At 64.7% G+C, this 21,113-nt stretch carries 20 protein-coding genes and 1 tRNA gene; 5 read left to right on the top strand and 16 right to left on the bottom strand.

The window, feature by feature from the left end:
• The first annotated feature begins 424 nt into the window (after window positions 1-424).
• From F0311_RS18370 to F0311_RS03405, 3 genes are all read left to right on the top strand, one after another.
• Window positions 425-730, top strand: a complete 306-nt coding sequence (locus tag F0311_RS18370; protein WP_223881107.1) for an FAD-dependent oxidoreductase — start codon at window positions 425-427, stop codon at window positions 728-730.
• A gap of 98 nt (window positions 731-828) precedes the next feature.
• Window positions 829-972 carry a type II toxin-antitoxin system RelE/ParE family toxin gene (locus F0311_RS18945; RefSeq protein ID WP_150460559.1) on the top strand — a complete coding sequence of 48 codons (144 nt, stop codon included), beginning with the start codon at window positions 829-831 and terminating at the stop codon, window positions 970-972.
• Entirely contained in the window at window positions 906-1,253 is a 348-nt protein-coding gene (locus F0311_RS03405) for a HigA family addiction module antitoxin (RefSeq protein ID WP_223881109.1), read from the top strand. Before F0311_RS18945 ends, F0311_RS03405 begins: the two co-directional genes overlap by 67 nt.
• Window positions 1,254-1,349: 96 nt before the next feature.
• Here the strand turns inward: F0311_RS03405 and F0311_RS03400 are convergent, their stop codons facing one another.
• Entirely contained in the window at window positions 1,350-2,567 is a 1,218-nt protein-coding gene (locus F0311_RS03400) for an ATP-binding protein (RefSeq protein ID WP_150460558.1), read from the bottom strand.
• Between the two features lie 70 nt (window positions 2,568-2,637).
• Between F0311_RS03400 and F0311_RS03395 the strand changes: the two genes are divergently transcribed.
• Window positions 2,638-2,841, top strand: coding sequence for a hypothetical protein (locus F0311_RS03395; RefSeq protein ID WP_150460557.1), 204 nt, complete (start codon window positions 2,638-2,640; stop codon window positions 2,839-2,841).
• 7 nt (window positions 2,842-2,848) lie between these two features.
• Here F0311_RS03395 and F0311_RS03390 read toward each other — a convergent pair whose 3' ends face one another.
• Together F0311_RS03390 and F0311_RS03385 are read right to left on the bottom strand one after the other, a co-directional pair.
• Entirely contained in the window at window positions 2,849-4,087 is a 1,239-nt protein-coding gene (locus tag F0311_RS03390) for an acyl-CoA dehydrogenase family protein (RefSeq protein ID WP_150460556.1), read from the bottom strand.
• A gap of 184 nt (window positions 4,088-4,271) precedes the next feature.
• A complete protein-coding gene (locus F0311_RS03385) occupies window positions 4,272-5,003 on the bottom strand; it encodes a response regulator (protein WP_150460555.1) in 732 nt (243 codons plus the stop codon).
• Between the two features lie 88 nt (window positions 5,004-5,091).
• Here F0311_RS03385 and F0311_RS03380 point away from each other — a divergent pair, with 88 nt between their 5' ends.
• On the top strand, window positions 5,092-6,303 hold the full coding sequence (locus tag F0311_RS03380; protein WP_150460554.1) for a sensor histidine kinase: 1,212 nt from the start codon (window positions 5,092-5,094) through the stop codon (window positions 6,301-6,303).
• Window positions 6,304-6,512: 209 nt separating this feature from the next.
• Here the strand turns inward: F0311_RS03380 and F0311_RS03375 are convergent, their stop codons facing one another.
• The 13 genes from F0311_RS03375 to F0311_RS03315 all read right to left on the bottom strand — a co-directional run bounded on the left by F0311_RS03375 (window position 6,513) and on the right by F0311_RS03315 (window position 21,098).
• Complete coding sequence (locus F0311_RS03375; RefSeq protein ID WP_150460553.1) at window positions 6,513-7,034, bottom strand: hypothetical protein; 522 nt, start codon at window positions 7,032-7,034, stop codon at window positions 6,513-6,515.
• The gene (locus tag F0311_RS03370) at window positions 7,031-7,573 is read right to left on the bottom strand and encodes an NUDIX hydrolase family protein (RefSeq protein ID WP_150460552.1); all 543 of its coding nucleotides are present in this window, start codon (window positions 7,571-7,573) and stop codon (window positions 7,031-7,033) included. Before F0311_RS03370 ends, F0311_RS03375 begins: the two co-directional genes overlap by 4 nt.
• A gap of 213 nt (window positions 7,574-7,786) precedes the next feature.
• Window positions 7,787-9,709, bottom strand: a complete 1,923-nt coding sequence (locus F0311_RS03365; RefSeq protein ID WP_150460551.1) for a hypothetical protein — start codon at window positions 9,707-9,709, stop codon at window positions 7,787-7,789.
• A complete protein-coding gene (locus F0311_RS03360; RefSeq protein ID WP_150460550.1) occupies window positions 9,706-10,296 on the bottom strand; it encodes a DedA family protein in 591 nt (196 codons plus the stop codon). The genes F0311_RS03365 and F0311_RS03360 overlap by 4 nt, the downstream gene beginning before the upstream one ends.
• Window positions 10,297-10,330: 34 nt before the next feature.
• Window positions 10,331-11,419 carry a pseudouridine synthase gene (locus F0311_RS03355; RefSeq protein WP_150460549.1) on the bottom strand — a complete coding sequence of 363 codons (1,089 nt, stop codon included), beginning with the start codon at window positions 11,417-11,419 and terminating at the stop codon, window positions 10,331-10,333.
• Between the two features lie 30 nt (window positions 11,420-11,449).
• Entirely contained in the window at window positions 11,450-12,025 is a 576-nt protein-coding gene (locus F0311_RS03350) for a VOC family protein (RefSeq protein WP_150460563.1), read from the bottom strand.
• A 98-nt stretch (window positions 12,026-12,123) separates the two neighbouring features.
• Window positions 12,124-16,944: a DNA glycosylase AlkZ-like family protein gene (locus F0311_RS03345; protein ID WP_191089714.1), complete on the bottom strand. Its 4,821-nt coding sequence runs from the start codon at window positions 16,942-16,944 to the stop codon at window positions 12,124-12,126.
• A 91-nt stretch (window positions 16,945-17,035) separates the two neighbouring features.
• Window positions 17,036-17,725 carry an NADPH-dependent F420 reductase gene (locus F0311_RS03340; protein WP_150460547.1) on the bottom strand — a complete coding sequence of 230 codons (690 nt, stop codon included), beginning with the start codon at window positions 17,723-17,725 and terminating at the stop codon, window positions 17,036-17,038.
• Window positions 17,718-18,176 (bottom strand): 23S rRNA (pseudouridine(1915)-N(3))-methyltransferase RlmH, encoded by a 459-nt coding sequence (rlmH, locus tag F0311_RS03335; protein WP_191089713.1) that lies wholly within the window; start codon window positions 18,174-18,176, stop codon window positions 17,718-17,720. Before rlmH ends, F0311_RS03340 begins: the two co-directional genes overlap by 8 nt.
• Before the next feature lie 267 nt (window positions 18,177-18,443).
• Window positions 18,444-18,534 (bottom strand) — tRNA-Ser (locus F0311_RS03330).
• Window positions 18,535-18,591: 57 nt separating this feature from the next.
• Entirely contained in the window at window positions 18,592-19,083 is a 492-nt protein-coding gene (locus tag F0311_RS03325; RefSeq protein WP_150460545.1) for a hypothetical protein, read from the bottom strand.
• Window positions 19,080-20,513, bottom strand: a complete 1,434-nt coding sequence (locus F0311_RS03320; RefSeq protein WP_150460544.1) for a flotillin family protein — start codon at window positions 20,511-20,513, stop codon at window positions 19,080-19,082. Before F0311_RS03320 ends, F0311_RS03325 begins: the two co-directional genes overlap by 4 nt.
• 99 nt (window positions 20,514-20,612) lie before the next feature.
• A complete protein-coding gene (locus tag F0311_RS03315; protein ID WP_396897410.1) occupies window positions 20,613-21,098 on the bottom strand; it encodes a nucleoside deaminase in 486 nt (161 codons plus the stop codon).
• Window positions 21,099-21,113 lie beyond the last annotated feature (15 nt).

Raw genomic sequence — 21,113 nt, 5'->3', positions numbered from 1 at the left:
ATGAATGATGGCAGTGCAGGCACGGGTCACCTCGGGGAAGGAAGGCGGCGTAGAACACCTCTTCCTTTACCGGGGCCCGTGCCTGTCTTGGGTCACCGACACACCGCCTACTGGCGCACGCTCTAAGTTCCGCAAGAGGACGCCTTAGGGCTCCACGAGGACAACGCCGGCTACGTGCGCCCGGAGTAGACGGTGATCGCCAACGCCGAGATGACTGCCCGGTACGGGGCGGATCTGCGCTTCGGGGAGCCTGCCACCTGGTGGTCAGCCACCGCTGGGGGGGGGGAATCGAGGTGCGCGCCCTGGCCGGACATTGCCGCAGCGCCGCAGGCTGCATGGGACGAGCAGCAGCACCCGGTCTATGTGGAGCAGACCTATGGCAACCATCAGATCTATAGGTTCCCGATGACCGACGGGCCGGCCGGTGGGTTTCAAGCTCGGCTTCTTCCGGCTGGGCACTCCGACCATGGCCAGCACGGTGGACCGGGCTGTGGTTGAGGAGGAGAACGAGACCATGCTGGCCCGGGCCCGGGAGTTGCTTCCCCACTTGGGCTACCCGGTGGTGCAGGCGAAGACCTGCCTGTACTCAGTGACTCCGGATGAGCACTTCGTGATCGGGTCCCATCCCGAGCATGACCAGGTAGCTATCGCCTGGGGGTTCTCCGGGCACGGGTTCAAATTTGTGCCGGTGGTCGGGGAGATCCTCGCAGACCTCGTCCAGCACGGGTAGACCGAGCACCCTATAGACTTATTTGACCCCCAGCGGTTCGGCTAAGCAGCGGTGACGTGTTACTTGGACACCTGGATGTGGCTTAGACGCCAGAGGATGTGAGTCTGCCGTCGTTCAGGGTCCATCAGCTCAAAGGCGATTGGGTCGGCCACTGGTCAATCCGTGTGAATGGGAGCTGGCGAGTGACCTTCAGGTTCGTGGGACACGACGTCGAATTGGTTGGCTACAAGGACTACCACTAGGAGATAACGGTAGTAAAATATACCTCACGATCCATCCTGGAGAGAGCCTTCGGGCAGAAATCGTCGACGAGTTAGGTTTTGGCGTGAGTGAAGCTGCTCTGCGACTTGGCGTGTCTCGCGTTGCCCTGAGTCGCGTGCTCAATAGCCGTGCCGCGGTCAGTCTTGCCCTTGCTAGGCGGCTGGCGAGAGTCGGTCTTGGTGCTGCTGTCCAGCGGCTGCGATCCCTGCAGATCGCGTGCGATCTGGCCATTGATAATCAGAAGGTCGAATCGGAAGTCTAGATTCGGCGGCTTAGATCCCTCCAGGCCCAGGTGAAGGTGGAGAAGCCGGTGAGGTGACAGCCGGTGAACTTGCGACTGGGTGGATTCGGCGAGTGTTCAATGTTCCCAAAGGGAGGGATCACGGAGAGTGTCTAGTGGAAGGGTCCACATTCCCTCTCCGTAGGGACCGAGTTCCATACCTGGAGCGATGACGTAGCCCCGATGAAAATGGTCGGGATACTTTTCCCGCAGGGCTTTGAGCCCGTGGAAAGTGTCACTGCGGATCCAGGGATAAGACTTCACCTCGATCCCCACCAATCGGCGGCGGGCGTCCCGCAGGACAATGTCTACCTCCACGGTTCGTTTGTTGCGGTACGACCGCCAGTGGAGAACCTGCACGTGACACTCAGCCCATGTGGCATGCGCGCGGATCTGCTGCACCACGAATGCTTCCAGCAGGCCGCCTCTGGCCATATCGTCAGCGTCATCAATGCCCTCTAGATTGAGGAAAGACGGGGAGAGCGCAATATCTGCGGGGTACGCCTTGGCCGTGCTCCGGGTGGACTTCTTCTTCGGCAGTTGCAGATTCCGTAGCTCGTGGATGAGGAAACGACGCTCCAGAATGTCCAGATAGCGTTGCACGGTGCGTGGGTCACTGTCCGCCGCTCGGGAAATGGCTTCAGCATTGATCTCTCCCGCAGGATTCTGAACAACATACTCCAGGATCGTCAGAGCCCGGTCACGGTCGAACCGTTCACCCGGAAGCACATCATCGGTCACGATTCCCTCTGCCTCTGACCGAACGCGAGTCTGAAAGAGACGGCCTGCTGCAGGGCGCGGCGAGAGCCGGTTCTTGGGCATTCCTCCCTGGACCAGGGCCGTCCTCCACCAGGCACCGTCGTCGTTGGGATGCTGTACCCAGGGATCTGCGGTGAATAGCTTATCCACAACTGACCAAGCCTCAGGAGCCTCCCCGAAGAGCTCAGCTTCGGTCAAAGGTTCCAGTCTCAGGTGCATTGCCCGTCGTGTCAGGGGATCACTGCCACCGAATCCCTGGCGGCCGAGGGCTGCGGAGCCGGTGAGAACACAGGAAATCTGATCGGCGTTCTCATCGAGGAAGTGCTTGAGGGCTAGCGGAAGTTCGGGAAGCTGCTGGGCCTCGTCGATGACGAATGGCTGCCGCAAAGCCCTCAGCCAGCTCTTGATATCTGACTGTGCTCTAAGGAGAGTCTCCGGATCGGTCAGAGTGACGTACTGGGCAATATGTCCTGATTCGACAAGGGTCTGGACCAGGCGGGTCTTGCCGACGGCCCGCGCCCCTTCAACAATGACCACAGGACTGTGCGACAGTTTCTCGAGGAGAAGGTCCTGGGCGAAGCGGCGGCGGTAGGTAGGTTCAAGCGGCTTGCGGACATTCTACATCGAAGAATGCGGACATCCTGCATTATCTGGTGCGGATATTCCACATGAGTGGTCCTTGTCTCCTGTAAAAATACTTGTCGAACAACTGTTCCGCACGCTCAACGAGATAAATAAGTGCAGAATATCCGCAGCAACTGATGCAGTATTTTTAGCAGAGGCCGATGCAGGTTTCAATGTCCTGGACTGACATAGAGTCAGGCGAAGGCGGAGAAGCCGGTGAGGTCGCGGCCGATGATCAGCGACTGGACCGACTCGGTGCCCTCATAGGTGTGGGCCGACTCAATGTCGGCCATATGCCGGGCCACCTTATTGGAGAGCAGGATGCCGTTGCCGCCGAGCATGTCCCGGGCCACCTGAGCGATCTGCCGGGCCTTGCGGGTGTTGTGGTACTTGGCCATGGAAGCCTGCGGGCCGGAGAGCTGGCCGGCGGCGTCGAGCTCGGTCACCCGCCGCACATGCAGCTGCATACTGGTCAGCTCGGAGACCATGAAGGTCAGCCGCTCCTGAACGAGCTGGTGTGCCCCGATCGGCTTGGAGAACTGCTTACGCGCCTTGGCGTAGCTCAGCGCGGCCTCCACACAGGCCGCGGCATGGCCTACCGCTGACCAGGCCACGCCTAGACGGGTGGCAAAGAGCACGGTGGCAGCATCCTTGAATGACTTCGCCCCGGGCAGTACTGCGCTGGCCGGAACCTCGAGATTGTCATACTGGATCAGCGCTTGGTGGATGGCCCGCAGGGAGGCCTTGTGCTGGATCACCTCTGCCCGGTACCCCGGGGTTTCCTGCGGCACCAGGAAGCAGCGCACCTGGCCGTCGAACTCCCCGCCAGCGACCCGGGCCCAGGTAAAGGTCACGCCTCCAGAGGCGCCGTTGCCTATCCATTTCTTGGCACCGTTGATCACATAGCTTCCGGTCTGCTCATCCCCGCGCAGTTCAGCGGCGGTCTCCAGGGAGACGGAGTCCGAGCCGTGAGTGGGCTCGGTCAGTGCGAAGGCGCCCAGCACCTGTCCAGAGGCCACATCAGCAAGGTATTGCGATTTCTGCTCCTGGGAGCCGAACAGGGCCAGGGTGCGCAGTGCCAGTCCACCCTGGACTGCCAGCGCGGTGCCCAGCGACCCGTCGATCCGCGAGGTCTCCATATTGACCAGCCCGGCAGCCATCGGGGAGAGAGTCTCTAAGCCGATCTCTGAAACATCCACCCCGTCGGTGAAGATGCCCAGCTTGCCCGCCTCGCGCACCAGATCGGTGGGGAACTCGGCCTTCTCCCAGTGCTCTGTCATCCGTTCCTCAAGTCCGGTGCCGAATTGGCGGGCGGTAGCCCACCAGCGTTTATCGACCTCAGGAACGTTAGCGAAGACGCCGTAGTAGTCCAGGTCTAGAGGGGTTGCGACGTCGTATGTGAGATCAGCAGATGAATCAGGCGCATGTGTCATACGACACATGTTACCCGAAGGTCACTTATGTGGCTGCCCGGTCGCCAGAACTGAGCTGCGAGCGAAGCGCGTGAAGTTCCGCGGAAGCAGAATGAGAGGCGAGCGGGGTTCCTGGCCTGGCACACTCGGCAGCTCCGCATCCGCGCGGGGCCCAGAGGTCAGGTGTCCGCCCCACCCGCCAGGATCAACTCAACGAGGGCTCGACGAGCCCGAGTTCTACACCGCGGATCAGCAGCTGTACCCGGTCGCGGACTTCCAGGCGATGCATCAGCCTGCCCATATACACCTTCACGGTGGCCTCGGAGACCAGCATCTTTTTGGCGATCTCAGCATTGGAACAGCCCTGAGCCAGCAGTTCCAGTCCCTCCAGCTCGCGGGCCGGAATATGCGGGGCCTCGGGGAAACGCTGCAGTGCGGTGGCTACCTGGGCCGGGTCGTTCTTCACCGAGACCATCAGCTGGTGAGCCACTGCGGGGGAGAAGGGCGCCAGGCCTTCATGCACCTCTCGGACGGCCTGGATGATCTGCTCGGGCTCGGCATCCTTGACGATATAGCCCCCGGCGCCGGCGCGCAGGGCAGGAATCACATAGCGTTCAGTGGAGAAGGTGGTCACCGCCAGCACTGCAACCTCGGTGAAGCACTCGCAGATGCTCCTGGTGGCTGCGATCCCGTCCATGGAGGGCATATGCAGATCCATGATCACTACATCGGGGTGCAGGGTCTTACACATCTGCACAGCGGACTCCCCGTTGCGGGCCTCGCCCACGCAGCGCATCCCGGGGGAGGAATCCACATAGGTGCGCAGCGCGGTGGACATCATCGGATGATCTTCAGCGATGAGCACATCGACAGCCCCGGTGCTTTCGGCGTTCTTGCCTGTGGCCCTTCTGTCAGCGTTGTGCTCGTCTATGGTCATGGTGCAATCCTAGAGGGACTTCCGATCATTTCCTGGACGCTCCCTGTGTGCTTCCGGTGAGCACGAAGCGGGTCTCTACACTGGAGCCATGGCACCGCCCTTCGAATCGTCACAGACCGTCGTCGAGGAGTTTGAGGCAGGCGGATTCTGGTCTTGCCGCGACCTCAACAAGTGGCTTCTGATCATCGTGACCCTGGCGTTCGGCATCGCGTTGGGGGCCGATGTCATCTACGAGCTGGTTTACAGCGATCAGGCACCGGTGGGTCTGGCGGTGGCCGGAATCATCTCCATCGGCTGCATCATGCTGCTCTGGGTCAACGTCACCTACGCGGTAGCCACCGGCCTGGGCATGCTGATCGTGGCACTGTTCGTGGATGGGGTGGTCTACTCGGTGCTGCTGGCTCTGCTGCTGGCCGGACTAGCTGCACAGAACACTACCAAGCCCTTCCGCCGGGTCGGCCTGGGGCTGTTAGTGTTGTGGGGTGCCGGACTGGGCGTGACCATCGACGACGCCGCCCTGGGCTCCCTGACCTTCTTGGGGATGACTGCCGGCCTGCTCGCCGCCTACGGTCTGGGCTCATCCTTCCGGCACGCCACTGATGAGTCGCTGCAGTCCACTCGGGATCTTGAGGAGATCCAGCAGCGCCATGAGCAGGCCAAAGCCGCGGAGCGGAAATCCATCGCCAGGGACTTGCACGACATTGTGGCCCATGACATTACTATCATCGCCATGCAGTCTCGGGCCGCCCAGCTGCGCGATACCGATTCCGCCTACCGGGAGGCGGTCCGGGTGATCGGTGACTCATCCAGGGCCGCGTTGAATGATCTGCGCCGCATGCTGGACCTGCTGAAGACCGAGAAGATTCTGGACGACGCCGCCGCACCCATCTCCAACGCCAGCGAGCTGGAGATCCGCAGCGGAACCGAGATCTTCGCTGAACGGTTGGAAAGCCTGGGCATCACAGTGCACCGCGAGCTCAGTGGAGACGTAGACCAGCTCTCCCGATCGGTGGGGGCCGCCCTGTACCGGATGCTTCAGGAATGCACCACCAATGTGGCCAAATACGCAGGCCAGGGCGCCGCATGCTGGATCGAGATCGAGGTAGGCGGCGAACACGTGGCCATGTGTGTGACCAACACCGTGCAGGACTCATACAGGGGAGGGCCCGATTTCAGTGCCACCGGCACTGGGCTGATCGGGGTCCGCGACCGTGCAGAGGCCTTCGGTGGCACCGCCCAGGCCGGATACAACGATCAAGGTCAGTGGGAGGTGCGGGTTTCTGGGATGAAACGCTCCTGAAAGCTGCCGCAGCTTGTGCCAAGAATTAGCCAAAAGTTGACTAGCCCGGGCTCAGGTCATGGACCAGAATCTATGAGGCAGTGCAGAAACGGTGCACTCCACTCAGGTGGGACTTGAGCACCTGGAGTTTCGGTGCAACGGCTCCAGTACGGCTCGTCCGACCTGTGGCTCGGGCGGTGAGAACGGCACCGCCCGAGCCCATTTCTTTTTCAGACTCTGGTCTGTGGTTCTGTGCTGGTCTGGGACCCTGTGGCGGCCTCGGTGCTCTCCGGGTCAGTGATCTCAGCCAGGGGCTGGGCGATCCAGCGGCCGATGCCCAGCAGCACACCGGCCGGAAAGCCGATGATCGGAATCAGCATCGGCACCAGCCCACCGGCTCCGGCGAAGAGCACTACCGGCCCGTAGAGCAGACCCACCAGCACATAGCCCAGCACATGCACCACCGGGTTGAGCTGGTGCCGCAGCAGCCAGTTCACCAGCAGGGTCCCGGGGACACCCACGAGGACGGCCGCCGCGCCCAGCAGCGGGATCAGTGGGGTCAGATACCCTTCCCCGTCCAGCCCGGGAAAGAAGCTCAGCGCCAGCAGAACCCCGCCCATCAGAGCGGTGGGCGCCAGCCAGGAGATGATCCAGCCCACCAGACCCAGTTTCAGTTGCGGTTGAGGGGAGTCTTCGCGGGTGGTGCGGGGGCGGCGTCGTGCGTTGGTGCGCTCTGGTGCAGGAGTGGTCATGAGCCAGTGTGTCCTACATGGGCCAGGGCCTGCCGGATCAGCTGCTCCCGGCCGCCGATGAACTCAGCCTGCGCCTCCGGCGCCAGGGCCTGCTCAGGAGTCAGCCAGGACAGCTCCAGTGCGTCCTGGCGGGGGGAACACTCCCCATTGACCGGCACGATATAGGCCAGGGAGACCACATGCTGGCGATCGTCCACCAAACCGGTCTCCGAGGGGTAGGGGAAGTACTCGGCCACCGTGAAAGGGACCGGAGAGACTGGCAGCTGCGGCAGGGCCAGGGAGCCGAGGTCCTTCTCAATATGTCGGATCAGGGCGGCCCGGATGGTCTCACGGTAGAGGACCCTCCCGGAGACTACGGTGCGGTAGAACCGGCCGTCATCGTCAGCGGTGTAGAGCAGGCCGATCTCGGTGATATAGCCCAGGGCATCCAGCCGCACCGGGATGGCCTCCACGTAGACCATGGGCAGCCGGCGCCGGGCCTCATAGAGGTCATCTTCACTGAGCCAGCCGGGATTCGGATCAGGTGTACGCACGGACATACTTTCATCGTCTCATGACATCACTTTGGCTGTGAGCTGCAAGCGAAGCGTTGCAGTGACTTCGGGCGTGATGGCAGCGGCAGCGCAGCCGAGAGACAAACAGGTGATCCGATGGAGCCGAGTGAAGGACTCGCGCTTGCCCGAGGTCTTCCAAAGCGATCGTGGAGCACCGTAGCTGCGGCACCTGGGCCCGCCGCCGGGACAGGGCAGTGCTCAGATGATGTCTTCGAGGGGGCGGCCCATGGCGGCGCGGCGCTCGGCGTGGTTGATCCGGTGCCGACGGGACTGGGTGCAGATGATCACGATGAAGGCGCCCAGGGCAGCCCCTAATGCCACCGTGGTGGAAGTGACCTCGCCGAGGATGCGGGGGAAGATCAGCCAGAACAGCCCCCAGGCTAAGCCCATAGCGATGGTGATCCGGCCGCGTTCGGTCATCGCATAGAACGACGCCGTCCACACCGCCAGAAACAGTCCTATCCCGGCCCAGAACAGTGCCGGCAGGCCGAGGAGCTCCCACCCCCGGTTGGTCAGCCAGACGGAGAGGGCGCTCATCAGCTGGACCAGCGCAAACCCGTAGAACAGGCCCACGATGTCATCGGTGAGCTGACGTTCGGTGTTCGAGCGCGCCGTATACAGATTGAACTGGCGGATCGCCTCAGTGAGCGCTGCGGCAATCACCAGGGAGCTGAACAGGGCGATGGTGAACCGCCCGCTGTAGAGCGCATAGGTCATCACCAGCATGAAGATGCTGGCCGCAGCCACCAGCCAACCGGAGCGCTGCTGCCGGGGAGTGGAGTGCTGGGAGGGGCGCCACTGGTACAGGGCATGGACCACCACGCCAATGGTGATCAGCGGCCAGATCCAGTACCAGGTGTGGTCCGGGGAGAGCAGCGCATGCTCCCCGGAGAACATGCCGGAGGCCAGCTCCTCTTTCAGCCCGTTCTGACGAAGGATGGCCGGGCGCTCCTCGCTGGTGCCGAACCAGCCCAACATCCAGAAGGACGAGAGCAGTGCGCACACCGCACCGAGGCTCACGGTGATCCGACGGGCCAGATCCCACTGGGTGGGCGCAGACCCGGGGTCCCGGGAAGGCAGATTATAGGGCGGGATATAGGTGTAGAGATCTTCCTCGTCGTCGGCGAACTCATAGGCCGGCAGCGGGTAGTCGGTGCCTGCGGTGCCGGCACCAATGGTCCCGGCACCACCGTAGGGGCGCGGACTGTGCTCAGAGGTGGCCTTCTCAATGGCGGCGGCCTTCTGCGCGATCACTGTGCGCTGGCGCTGGGCGTCCAGCTCCCGGCGGACTCGGGAATCTTGTGCTGGTTCAGACCCCGGGGCAGGTTCGGGCGCAGCCGGATCATCGCGGTAGGGCGGAATCACCGTGGTCTGGTCCTCGCCGGCCTCAGGGCGCACCGGGAACTCAGGCAGAGCGTCTGTGTCCCCGGGGGATTCAGGCAGAGGATCTTCGGAGGGATCTGCACCGACCTGCGGGATAGCGCCGGTGAACAGCTGGCCGGGCGGACGCTGCTCCGGCGGCGGGGGCTTGGGCAGGCTGAGATCAGCAGAGCTGGTGCGCCCGAGAGGTGTAGCTGTGTGCTGCGCCGGGCTCTCCACACGTTGTGATGCAGCGGCTGGAGCTGCTGCTGCCCGGGCCTCCTTCTGTTTCCGGGCAGCCTCGGCTTTGGTCTTCCGCCGGGCTTTGCGCTCATCCCTGGTGGCCCACCAGATCTTGGCTCGTTCGTCCAGAGTGTCGAAGAACCCGCCGAGCCCTTTATCTGGTCCGGAGGGGACGTTGATGATCGGAGCCACCCCGGTGCGGGTCGGGGGCTCGGTCAGCGCTGCTGGCTCTTTGGGCTCTGCAGGCACTGAAGAAGTCTGCTCATCAGAGTTCTGGTCTTCGTCTGAGTCCTCTTCCTCAGCAGAGCCGGGGGAGTCAGCGCTCGGCACGGAGCTCGCAGACTCCGCAGGCTCAAGCTCTTCAGGGGAGCCGGCACTCGGTGCGGAACCGGAAGTCCCCGGCTCATCGGGTGTGGTCGTACTGGTTGGAGGCTCAGTCTCAGCTGTGGTCGAATCAGGTGAATCGGCTGACTTGCCGGAACCGGGTGTGGAGGACTCAGGACGTGGTAGCTCGCTCACGTGGCCTCCCTCCGACGTCGTCTGGCTGCCAGCCCGGCAATGGTCAACCCCACTAGGGTACCGATCCCCAGGGCGATCAGAGTGCTCACCAAGGGGGGTGCTCCGGTAGTTGTTCCCGTAATGTAACCTAAGCCGACCAGCCAGGCGCTCCAGATCAGCGCGCCGAGACCAGACAGCACCGCTAACTGGGGCATCGGCAGGCGCATGATCCCGGCAGTGGCCATCGAAGCAGCCCGGCCACCCGGGATCCAGCGGACCAGCAGCAGCCCCACCAGGGTGGTGACGCTTCCGGCCCGGATCGAAGCGCGCAGCATGCCGCGGTGCATCCGCCGGCCCCAGCGCCAGCGGTAGAGCACCCGGATCAGCTGATACCGGAACAGCATGTAGAGCAGCAGATCACCGGCCAGGCAGCCGGCGGTGGTGGCAACCATCACCCAGAACAGGGAAAGCTGCCCCGCGGAGGCGAAGGCCCCGGAGGCGATCACCATGATCTCGGCGGGGAAGGGCGGCACCAACGCGGTCAATGCGACGAGCAGGGCCTGCAGCGGGAGGAACCAAATTCCCCAGTCCTCCAGCAGCTCAGTCATCGAACCCCCCTCCAGCCCGCCCCGGGCGCTCCGCTCATGCCTCCTGGCCCGTGCTGACCGGGGCCTCGACAAGTCTACGCGTGGAGGTGAAGCTGCGGGCGGCACCGCTGAGCGGGTCGATGAAGCTGATACGGCGCGCCAACAGCTGCAATGGGGCGTTGAAGTCGTCCGGAGCATCCTCCAGCAGCTCCGGGTAGAACCGATCGTGCAGGATGCCCAAGCCCAGCATCGCCAGGTGGATCCGCAGCTGGTGGGTTTTTCCGGTATGCGGAGTCAGCCGCAGATGAACGACGCTGCGGCCTGCCCGGCTCAGCCCCAGCTCAAGGAGCTCGATACGGGAGGACGCGTTAGGGCCGGTGCCGGTCTTCTTCCGGCGGCGGACGCGGGCCAGGTGGTCATGGGAGGCGCCACGACCTGGCCCGTACCAACGCTCAGGCGTTTGCACAGGTCCCAGAGGTCGCGGTTCCCACCTGGAGTCTTCTGCTGCGTAGGGCATCAGCTGGCTGGTCAGCACCCCTTTGGTCTTGGCGATCCGGTTGCGCACGGTCACCGGGAACCGGGCCGCGGTCAGCTGCCGGTCACCGGTGACGGCGCTGATCGCCTCATAGGTCTTGTCGACCTGGCGGCGTTCGAACAGCAGCTGATACTTTCCCCGGGTTTCAGGGTTCTTGGCGAAGAGCACCAATCCGGCCGTACCCCGGTCCAGTCGGTGGATGGGGGTGAGATCCGGCAGGTGCAGCCGGTTGCGTAGTCGCACCAGCAGTGACTCTTGCACATATCGGCCGGCCGGGGTAGTGGGCAGGAAATGCGGCTTATCTGCCACCACCAGATGATCGTCCTGAAACAGGACCTCCTCAGTCACCGGCAGCAGGGTCTCCTCCGGCAGGCTGCGGTAGTACCAGATGAACTCGGCGGCACCCAGGGGTGTGCTGGTGCTCAGCGGGATCCCGGCTGAGTCGACCACCTCCCCGTCGTGGAACCGGGTGGTGATGCTGGCGGGGTCGATATGCCCGAACCGCTCCAGCAGATAGTCGTGCACCGTGGGCCAGGGGCCGGTCTCAGGTAGGTGCAGCCGGGTGGCGTTGACGCCGCGGCGCACCGGCAGTGGGGAGTTCAGGGGCATCTCAGCGGCTAAGCTTCATGTCAGTGCAGCTCAGCTCCACTCCGGGGCACGGGCCGGGGCAGCATGGGCCGCTGAGTCGGGAGCCTCCTCCGGGGCGGGGGTGCGGTGCGGGTGGTTGACCTGCCAGGTCACCCCGAACTTGTCTCTGACCCAGGCATAGTTCTGCGCGAAGTCGTAGTCGCCAGGCTCCATGAGGTACTCCCCGTCCTCGGCCAGGGATTCGGTGACCTGGCTGAACTCCTCAGCTGACTCCACCACCACGGCGATCGAAATCGAAGGGGTGAAGTCAAACTCGTGCTTGACCAGGGAGTCCTGGATCATCAGGATCTGTCCACCAAGCTGCAGTTGCGCGGTGGCCACCAGGGTCTTCTCCCAGTCCACCACCGTCTCCATCGCCGCCGTATCGGGATTAGTGATCGATCCGGTGGGGAAGGTGCCGGCATCAGGAGCGGCGGCGTCACCCTGATGGGCAGGGTCAAAGATCTCGGTGCCTTCAGGATGGTGCATGATCTCCAGCAGCTCAGCATTGGGGAAGGCCTTCAGGTAATGGTCGATAGCCTCCTGGGCGCGGCCCTGGAACATCAGAAACGGCAGGCAGAGAATCATGGTGACACATTAGCCTATGCTGCTTGATTCCCCGGAGACCCCCGGGGTGCAACAGGCTCAATCTGAGACTAGAGGGGTGTACCAGGTTCTCTCGGGGGTCAGGGCGTGTAGCGCAGCCCGGAAGGGACGGAGTGGAATCCGGCAGTCTTCAGAGAGTCGGCGAATCGGTGACCGAGCACCGGTTCCCCGTTGACCTTCTGCACTGCGAGCTTCGCCGTTCTGGCCCGGCGCAGGACAGCCACCAGAGCTCCGGCTGCGGCATCCATGAGCTGGGAGTCCTCGGTGTAGAGCAGCATGGTCCGCCCGCCGCGCTCCATGTAGAGCACCAGTTCACCGGCACAGAGGACGACGACGCTGCCGGCTTTCCTGCCCGGGCGTGCTTTAGCGGCCGGATTTCCTTCAGCGGCCGGTGGTTCAGGCCAGTCCAGGGCTGCGCCGAAGGGGTTGGCTGGATCGGTGGCGGCAAGAGCCAGCACTGATAGCGAAGCGGAGCCGGGTAAGGCGGAAGGGGCAAGCGCATCCTGGTTCTCCAGGGCCTCGGCGATCTCACGCAGCCGGTCGATGGTGGCGCTGATGGTGAACTGGGCAGCACCGAGGCCCTCTACGAAGTAGCCGCGGCGCACGCTTCCGGCCTCCTCAGCGGCGACGAGCACTTTGTAGGCGGCAGCGAATCCGCCCGGGGCCTGCTCGGCGGTCACCGACCCGCGGGTCAGCACCGCGTAGCGGTCCAGCAGGATCTCAGCCCGGGCGTGGGCTACCTCGGTGGGTTCAGCACGGTGCTGGGAGATCAGCTGCCAGCGCCCGCCGGAGGTGCTGCTCGTCTCAGCGCGGACGGCGGCCACGGCCTGGCGCAGGGCAGTGCGTCGGGAGACCCGCCGACTGCGGGCGCTGGGCTTGGCTCGGTGCGCAGTGGACCCGCCGGCCATAAAGTCCCGCAGCGGGACGAAGCTATCCGGATGCACTCGGCCGGCCCAGAACAGCTCCCAGAGCGACTCAGTCACCTCCTGCACCGAGACGGTGTGCTGATTTCCCCCGAATGAGTCTGTCTGCTCTGCTATTTCCGGGAATTCGGCACACTGTCTGGCGAGGGCCTCGGGGAACCAGGCCCCGCCGCGTTCCAGCACGGCGAGCACCTGGCCGGTCAACCCCTCTTCGGCGGGAGGTGCCGCAGGACTGGACTGCGCTGCTGCACTGATCAGAGCAGCATCCTCGGCGGGGTAGAGGGCCAGCCAGCCGTCATGCCCGGTGAGTGCCCCGCGGCCGACGGCGATCACCTCACCGCGGGTCAGCAGCTCATCCAGCATGGAGCCGGTGTAGTCATGGACCCGGGCAGGCAGGATGAACCGCTCCCAGGCGCTGGCCGGGGCAGGCACCCCGGCCAGTTGGGCGATGATTTCGGCCAGACCAGTGATGCCTGAGGCCTGCGGCTCCGGGCTGACCTGCTGCCATTCGGCCAGCAGCTGAGCATAGGCCCGCTGCGGCACAGGTTCCACGGCAGCGCGCAGAGCGGCCAAGGAACGACGGCGGATCCGGCGCAGCATGCCTGCCTCCACGTACTCCACCGGGGCTTGAGCCGCTGGGGTGAAGAGCCCTTCGACCACCTGATGCTGGCTCACCAGACGCCCCAGCACATCAGCGACCACCGCCATCGGCAGGCCCAGGGCACTGCTGAGCTGCTCAGCAGTAAAGGGACCATGGGTGCGGGCATAGCGGCCCACCAGATCACCCAGCGGATCAGCCACCGGCTCAAGGAAGGTCTGAGGAACCCCGGGTGGAATGTTGACCCCCAGCCCGTCACGCAGCCGGGCGGCGTCCTCCACCGCAGCGTAGCGATGCTGTCCCTGAACCGTGACTGGTATGACCCGTTGAGCGGTGACGAGCTCCTCGGCAAGCTGAGCGGCGATGTGTGTTGGGACTTTAGGCGCTGAGGCCGGGGCCGCCGCAGCCGGCCGAGGCGGACCCCCGATCTCAGGCGCGTCACTCACGCTATCGGCGTCGTCGTTCTCTGTTCTGAGCCGCTCGGCGAGGGCCTCTGAAGTGAGTGGGCCGAGCAGTCGAAGCAGATCCGCCACCGATTCGGGGCCGCGTTCGCCATCAGCCGGCAGTCGGCGCTCGGAGGTCAGCCTTTGAGCATAGCGTTCAGCTTCGGCGATGATCTCCGAGTCCAGGAACTCACGCAGCTCCACCCGGCCCAGCAGCTCGTTGAGCAGTTTGGGGTCCAGGCTCAGGGCGGCGGCCCGGCGCTCGGCCAGCGGAGAGTCCCCTTCATAGAGGTACTGGGCGATATAGCCGAAGGCCAGGGATTGAGCGAAGGGGGAGGGGGTCGGGGTGCGCGCCTCGACCAGCTGGACCTTCCGCTGGGCGATCCTGCGAGTCAGCGCATCCAGAGCAGGCAGGTCATAAACATCCTGCAGCACCTCACGCATGGTCTCCATAATCACCGGGAAGTCCGGGTACTGGTGGGCGACCTCCAGCAGCTGGGCGGAGCGCTGACGCTGCTGCCACAGGGGCGTACGGGCGCCAGGATTCTGCCGCGGCAGCAGCAGAGCACGGGCGGCAGCCTCACGGAACCTGCCGGCGAACAGCGCGGAGGATGAGACTTTACGGATGACAATCTCCTCCAGCTCATCAGGCTCAAAGAGGAACAGCTCAGCGCCCGGGGGCTCATCATCCATCAGCGGAACATGCAGCACGATCCCGTCGTCATCGGCGAAGACCGCCCCGTCCATACCGTAGCGGGCATGCAGGCGCTCGCCGACGGCCAGCGCCCAGGGGGCATGTACCTGCATCCCGTAGGGGGAGTGCAGCATGATCCTCCAGTCGCCCAGCTCATCTTTGGTCTGCTCCACCACCAGGGTGCGGTTGGTGGGGACCGCCCCGGCGGCCTCGTGCATCTCCTGCAGGTACCGCAGCAGGTTCTGCTGTGCCCATTCGTCCAGTCCCAGCTCGGAGAGCCGGCCGATGGCCTCGGGCTCGGAGGTGCTGCGCAGCTGGCGGGTGAAAGACCCCAGCGCCTCGCCCAGCTCCGCGGGCCGGCCGATTCCGTCGCCGCGCCAGAACGGCAGACTGGCCGGCTGGCCGAAGGCGGGAGAGACCAGCACTCGGTCGAAGGTGATCTCCTCGATCCGCCAGCTGGTGGCGCCTAAGGCGAAGACATCGCCCACCCGGGACTCGTAGACCATCTCTTCGTCCAGTTCGCCCACCCGGCGACCGCCGGTGCGGGAATCCTCAGCGCCCACCAGGTAGACGCCGAACAAGCCGCGGTCAGGAATGGTGCCCCCGGAGGTGACCGCCAGCCGCTGGGCCCCAGGTCGGCCGCTCAGAGTCCCGGCGTCGCGGTCCCAGACTAGGCGGGGTCGCAGGTCGGCGAAGCGGTCGGAGGGATATTTGCCGGCCAGCAGATCCAGCACGGCCTCATAGGCGGAGCGCGGCAGGGTGGCGAAGGGGGCGCAGCGGCGCAGCGTCTCGAACCACTCCTCCACATCCAGGGTGTCCGTGGCGGCTGCCGCGATGGTCTGCTGGGCCAGGATGTCCAGTGGGTTGCGGGGGATTCGCAGCGTTTCGATCCGCCCGGCAAGCATCCTGTCCACCACCACCGCGGAGCTGAGCAGGTCGCCGCGATGCTTGGGGAAGAACCAGCCCACCGAGACCTCTCCCACCTGGTGGCCGGCCCGGCCCAGCCGCTGCAGCCCCGCGGAGACCGCATGCGGGGCCTCCACCTGGACCACCAGGTCAACCGCGCCCATATCGATGCCAAGTTCCAGGGAGCTGGTGGCCACCACACAGCGCAGCCGGCCGGATTTGAGGTCCTCCTCGATCTGCTTGCGGTGCTCCTTGGATACCGAGCCGTGGTGGGCCTTGGCCAATTCCCCACCACTGTCCGAAGAATCCTCTGGATTCTTCGGGTCTCCAGTAGCGGAGGCGCCTGTCGCGATCTCGTTGATCCGGCCAGTCAGCTTCTCGGCAAGTCGTCGGGAGTTGACGAACACGATGGTGGAGCGGTTGGCGGCAATGAGGTCGGCCACCTTCCGCTCTACGTGCGGCCAGATGGAGGGCGTCAGAGGCTTAGAGCTGGTGCCGGCGTCGTCGTTCTCAACGCTCTCTGAGGTGGGTGAGGCCATATCCGGCACGGGGACCGAGACGGTGATATCCCATTTCTTCTCTGCGGGCGGGGCCACCACTTCGACAGGGGTATGCCCACCTAGGAACCGGGCCACCTCATCTTTAGGCTCCACAGTGGCGGAGAGCCCGATCCGCTGTGCGGGCCGGCCCGCCGCACCGGTGCGCAGCAGCTCATCCAGCCGTTCCAGGGAGACCGCCAGATGGGCACCGCGCTTGGTCCCGGCCAGGGCATGGATCTCATCGATGATCACCGTGTTCACCCCGGTCAGTGTCCGGCGCGCCTGAGAGGTGAGCATCAGGTACAGGGACTCCGGGGTGGTGATGAGGATCTCCGGGGGATTCCGCACCAGATCCCGGCGCTCCTTGGGAGTGGAGTCCCCAGTGCGCACCCCCACCGAGATTTCCCCGGGCTCGGTCCCAAGCCTCCGTGCAGTATGTCCGATGCCCACCAGCGGGCTGCGCAGATTCCGCTCGATATCCACTCCGAGCGCCTTCAGCGGTGAGATGTAGAGGACCTGTATCAGTCCCGCCGGCGGGGAGACCCCGCTGGGCTCTGAGCCGGCTGCGGCGGCGCCGACCTCCGCACCTGAAGGCTCGTCGGCTGCTTGACTCATCAGCCTGTCGATGGACCAGAGGAAAGCGGAGAGAGTCTTGCCGGACCCGGTGGGGGCCACCACCAGGGCGTTCTTCCCCAGGGAGATGGCCTCCCAAGCCCCCTCCTGAGCAGGGGTCGGGGCGCCGAAGGAGGCCGCGAACCAGGTACGCGTCGCCTCCGAGAAACGGTCCAGTGAGCCCATCACTCCACTCTAGGGTGTGGGGCGGACTATCGCTGCCGGCGGCCAATCCCAAGGAGGGAGATGTCGGTCGCGGGTGGGTGGGGCAACGGAGCTAGGTGGCGTACCTCAGCAGGTCATCACGGCGCAACGAGCGGTGGAAGAGCGGTCCATCCGGCTCCATGATCTTCCCAGCCGGCAGTCCGCCCAGGCGCACCGGGTCGAAGCCCATCCGCACCAACAGCCCCATCACCCGGGCGCAGGCATCCTGGTCATCGCCTGCCAGAGCCACTGCTCGGCGTTGTGCCAGGGGCAGCTCCGGATGCGCGGTCTCCTCCAGATCGTGGTGGGCGATGTGATTCAGCGCCTTGACCACCTTTGCCCCACCGGACCCGCCGAACCGTCCGGCGATCGCCATTGAACTGGGCAGCTGCTCATCCACCGCAGCCTGCAGCCAGCCGGGCAGCAGTTCGTCATGCCAGGTGTTGGTGGCATCCACCAGTACGGTGCCAGCCACCCATTCCGGATCGACCTCGTCCAGCTCCTCCTGGGGGACGGCCAGCACGACGACGCCGGCCCCCCGCTGCAGAGTTCGCACTGCCACCTCCTCCGGCCAGACCGACTCGGCCCCAGGGGCGTAGATCTTCAGGTGGTGGCGCAGCGCTTTGGGCGGCCGGGTGGAGCAGATGTCCACCTGGATCCCGGCGGCCAGCATCACCCGGGCGAGGGCGGTGCCGGCTCGGCCAGCCCCGAGAATGCCCACTACATTGCTGGTCCCGGCCTCCGCCACTGTTGACTCACTCATGGTGGTAGGGTCTTCCGGCGCTGATCTCCTGGGCACGGTAGATCTGTTCGGCCAGGATCAGGCGCACCAGTTGGTGCGGGAAGACCAGCTGGGACAGGCTCCAGGTGAAATCTGCTCGAGCTTGCAGCTCAGCATTGACTCCGTAGGCCCCGCCGATGATCAGGACGACGCCGCGGGCAGTGTCGAACTGTCGCTGCAGACGGGCTGCCAGCTTGGGAGAGGAGATATCGGTGCCGCGCTCATCCAGGAGGATCACATGCTGGTGCGGTGTGAGTGCACTGAGGATCTTGGCAGATTCCTCGTCTCGGGCGGCGTCGTGCTCTCTGGATGAATGTGGCAGCAGCTTCCAGCTCAGGTCATACGGCTTGCGCAGCCGCTTGCTGTACCGCTCAATACCTTCGGCAACCCAGGACTCATGCTTCTTGCCCACGGCCACAACAGAAATGCTCACGAGAGTTATCCACAGCCCTTCAGCAGAAGTCCGACCGGCCATCTACTCTGAAGATGCCGACCGGGCCGTCTGGCTGGTTGGAAAGGAGGCAGGACATGATCGAGCTCCTTTTCATCCTCACCACTTTCGTCTGCACTGTCATGGGCATCGAGAAGCTCGCTACCCGCAGACGAAAATCGTAAGAGCAGCGGGAACCAACCAGGATTACAGTGAGTAGCCCTGTCCTGGTGGGGCGAATCCGCTCCCATGATACCGCCGTAGCGGGGCTGGCGGTAGCGGTGGGATTTGAACCCACGGTTGGGGGTTACCCAACACAGCATTTCGAGTGCTGCACCTTCGGCCGCTCGGACACGCTACCTTGACGCGCGAAAACGCGCCTATCCATGTTACCAGCTCGGCAACCCCGCGGAGCCTCTTATGTCTTGGTGACCTTCATCCGGCTGGGGGAGAGGACCGCCTCAATGGTCAGGGCCTCCCCGGGGCTGACATCCTCATCGGCCACGGCGGTCAGCTTGCGCGGCTGGCCCCGGTGCACCAGGGAGAACTCGAAAGGATCGCCCGCGGCGGCCCCGGTGATTGCCGTGCCGGTCCGACCGATCTTCTCCTCAGGATCATTGCCTGGAGTCTCGGCCCGCCGGATCAGTCGCACCGACTTAGCGGCGATCAGCGCGATGAGCACCGCCACGCCGAGTCCGACCCCCACGGCCGCTCCCATTGAGGCGTCGAACCCTGCCATCGCGATCCAGCCGCCGTAGCCGAAGCCGGCGACCGCCGCCGACATAGTGGTGGCAGAGAGGATTCCGTCCCCGCCGAAGTCCAGGTTGACAGCATCCAGCACGCCGTCGAAGATCACTGCCAGCATCAGGATGACGGAGAACCCCAGGGCGATGAGGATGAACCAGGTCATGAGTCCTCGTCACTCAGCGGCACTGTCGCGGCGGCGTCGTCGTTCTCTGGATCACCCTCGGTTCCCACGGCGATATCCCCGCCGAAGCGGCTGATCAGCTCAGCTAGGTCCACATTGGTCAGCGACTTCAGCAGCTCCATGCCCTGGGTGGCGTTCTCCAGGCCGGTTTTGACCACCTTGGAGGCGCCGGCGGAGTCGATGACCGTCAGGCTGGAGATGGACTCCATGGGCTTGGCTGCTTCGCGGACCACCTCAGGCAGCACGGCGACGATCTGGTCCAGGATGGCAGCCTCACCGTACCGGGCGTAGGCGTCAGCCTTCTTGTTCATCGCCTCTGCCTCAGCCTCACCACGGGCGCGGATGGCATCAGCCTCGGCCTCACCCTCAAGCCGCACCGCCTTAGACTCAGCCTCACGGCGTTCCAGGTCAGCCTGGGCGGCCAAACGCACCCGCTCCGCCTCGGCCTGGGCCTGGGCAATCTCTTCGGCCTTGCGGGCCTCGGCAGCCTGCTCAGTGGCGTAGCGGTCGGCGTCAGCTTTCTTGTGGACCTCGGCGATCAGCTCCTGCTCACGCAGCTCGGCGCGCCGCTGGGCGGTTTCGCGCTGCTGCTCGACCACATCGCGCTGGGCCTGGGCCTCTGCCCGGGGGCCGGCGGCCTCGGCACGGGCCTTGGCCTGGTCAGTCTCCTCGCGGATGGTAGCCTCGCGCAGGTCGTATTCGCGCTGGTTGTCCAGAATGGCCTGCTGGGCGGAGATGCGTGCGGACTCGGACTCGCGCTCGGCGTTGGCCTCAGCGATCTCCGCCTGGCGCCGGGCATCAGCTGCCTCAGGCCGGCCCAGGTTCTGCAGGTAGTCGCCGTCATCGGCGATCCGCTGAATGGTGAAGGTGTCCAGCTCCAGGCCCTGACCCTCCAGGGAGGAGGCCGCTTCATGGGCCACCTGGGTGGCGAAGGCGGAGCGGTCCCGGATGATCTCATCAACGGTCATCGTGCCGATGATCGAGCGCAGTGAGCCTTCCAGCACCTCAGTGGTGAACGGCACGATCTCATCCTGCTTGGACAAAAAGCGCTGGGCGGCAGCCCGCACCGAGGTATCCGAGCCGCCCACCTTCACGATCGCGATGGCGGTGAGGTTCATCTCAATATTGGTTTTGGACATCGCCGAGGCGGAGACCGTGATCTTCCGCGACTCCAGCGACATCCGGTGGGCCTGCTGCACGAACGGGATGACAAAGGTTCCCCCGCCCTGGACAATCTTCTGAGCCGCCGGAAGGCCATCATCGCTGCGCCGGCTCGACCCTGAGCCGGTAATGATGATCGCCTCATTGGGCTGGGCGATCTTGTACCGCGAGACAATCGCGCCGATCGCAATCGCGATGACCAGCACCAGCCCGATGACCGGCAGGATGACACCACCGTCAAAAATGTTCATGAGAGCCCTCCGCTCATAAGCTCAGATTTCGTACCCCGCCGCCCTTGGCGGTACCTCATACCCTAAACCACTTACGGAGATCAGGTAGCGACGGGTGGTTTAACCAGCGCTGTCCCGCCGGGAGGAAAAAAACTCCTGCAGCAGCGCCGCACACTCCGAGGCCCGTACCCCGGGCTGGATCTCCACCCAGTGGTTAAGCCGCGGTTCGCGCAGCACATCGAACACGCTGCCTGCAGCACCGCCCTTCTCATCCCAGGCGCCGAAGACCACCGTGGAGATCCGGGTCTGGCTGATCGCCCCGGCGCACATAGCGCAGGGCTCCAGGGTTACGAACAGCGAACACCCGTCCAACCGCCAGGTCCCCATGGCAGCAGCGGCGGCAGCCAAGGCGTTCAGCTCAGCATGACCGGCGGGTGCGGCGTCGCGCTCTCTGGTGTTGAACCCCTCACCCAGCACCACGCCGTCAGCACTGACGACGACGCCGCCCACCGGCACATCCCCGCAAACCGGCGCTTGGGCAGCCAGCTGAAGACACCGGCCCATCAACCGGTGCTGAGTCTGCGTGTCCCTGGGGGAGAAGCTCACGCAGGACACACTACT

The organism is Nesterenkonia ebinurensis, from assembly GCF_008711175.1.
Lineage (GTDB): Bacteria > Actinomycetota > Actinomycetes > Actinomycetales > Micrococcaceae > Nesterenkonia > Nesterenkonia ebinurensis.
This window is presented reverse-complemented; position numbering and strand designations above follow the sequence as displayed.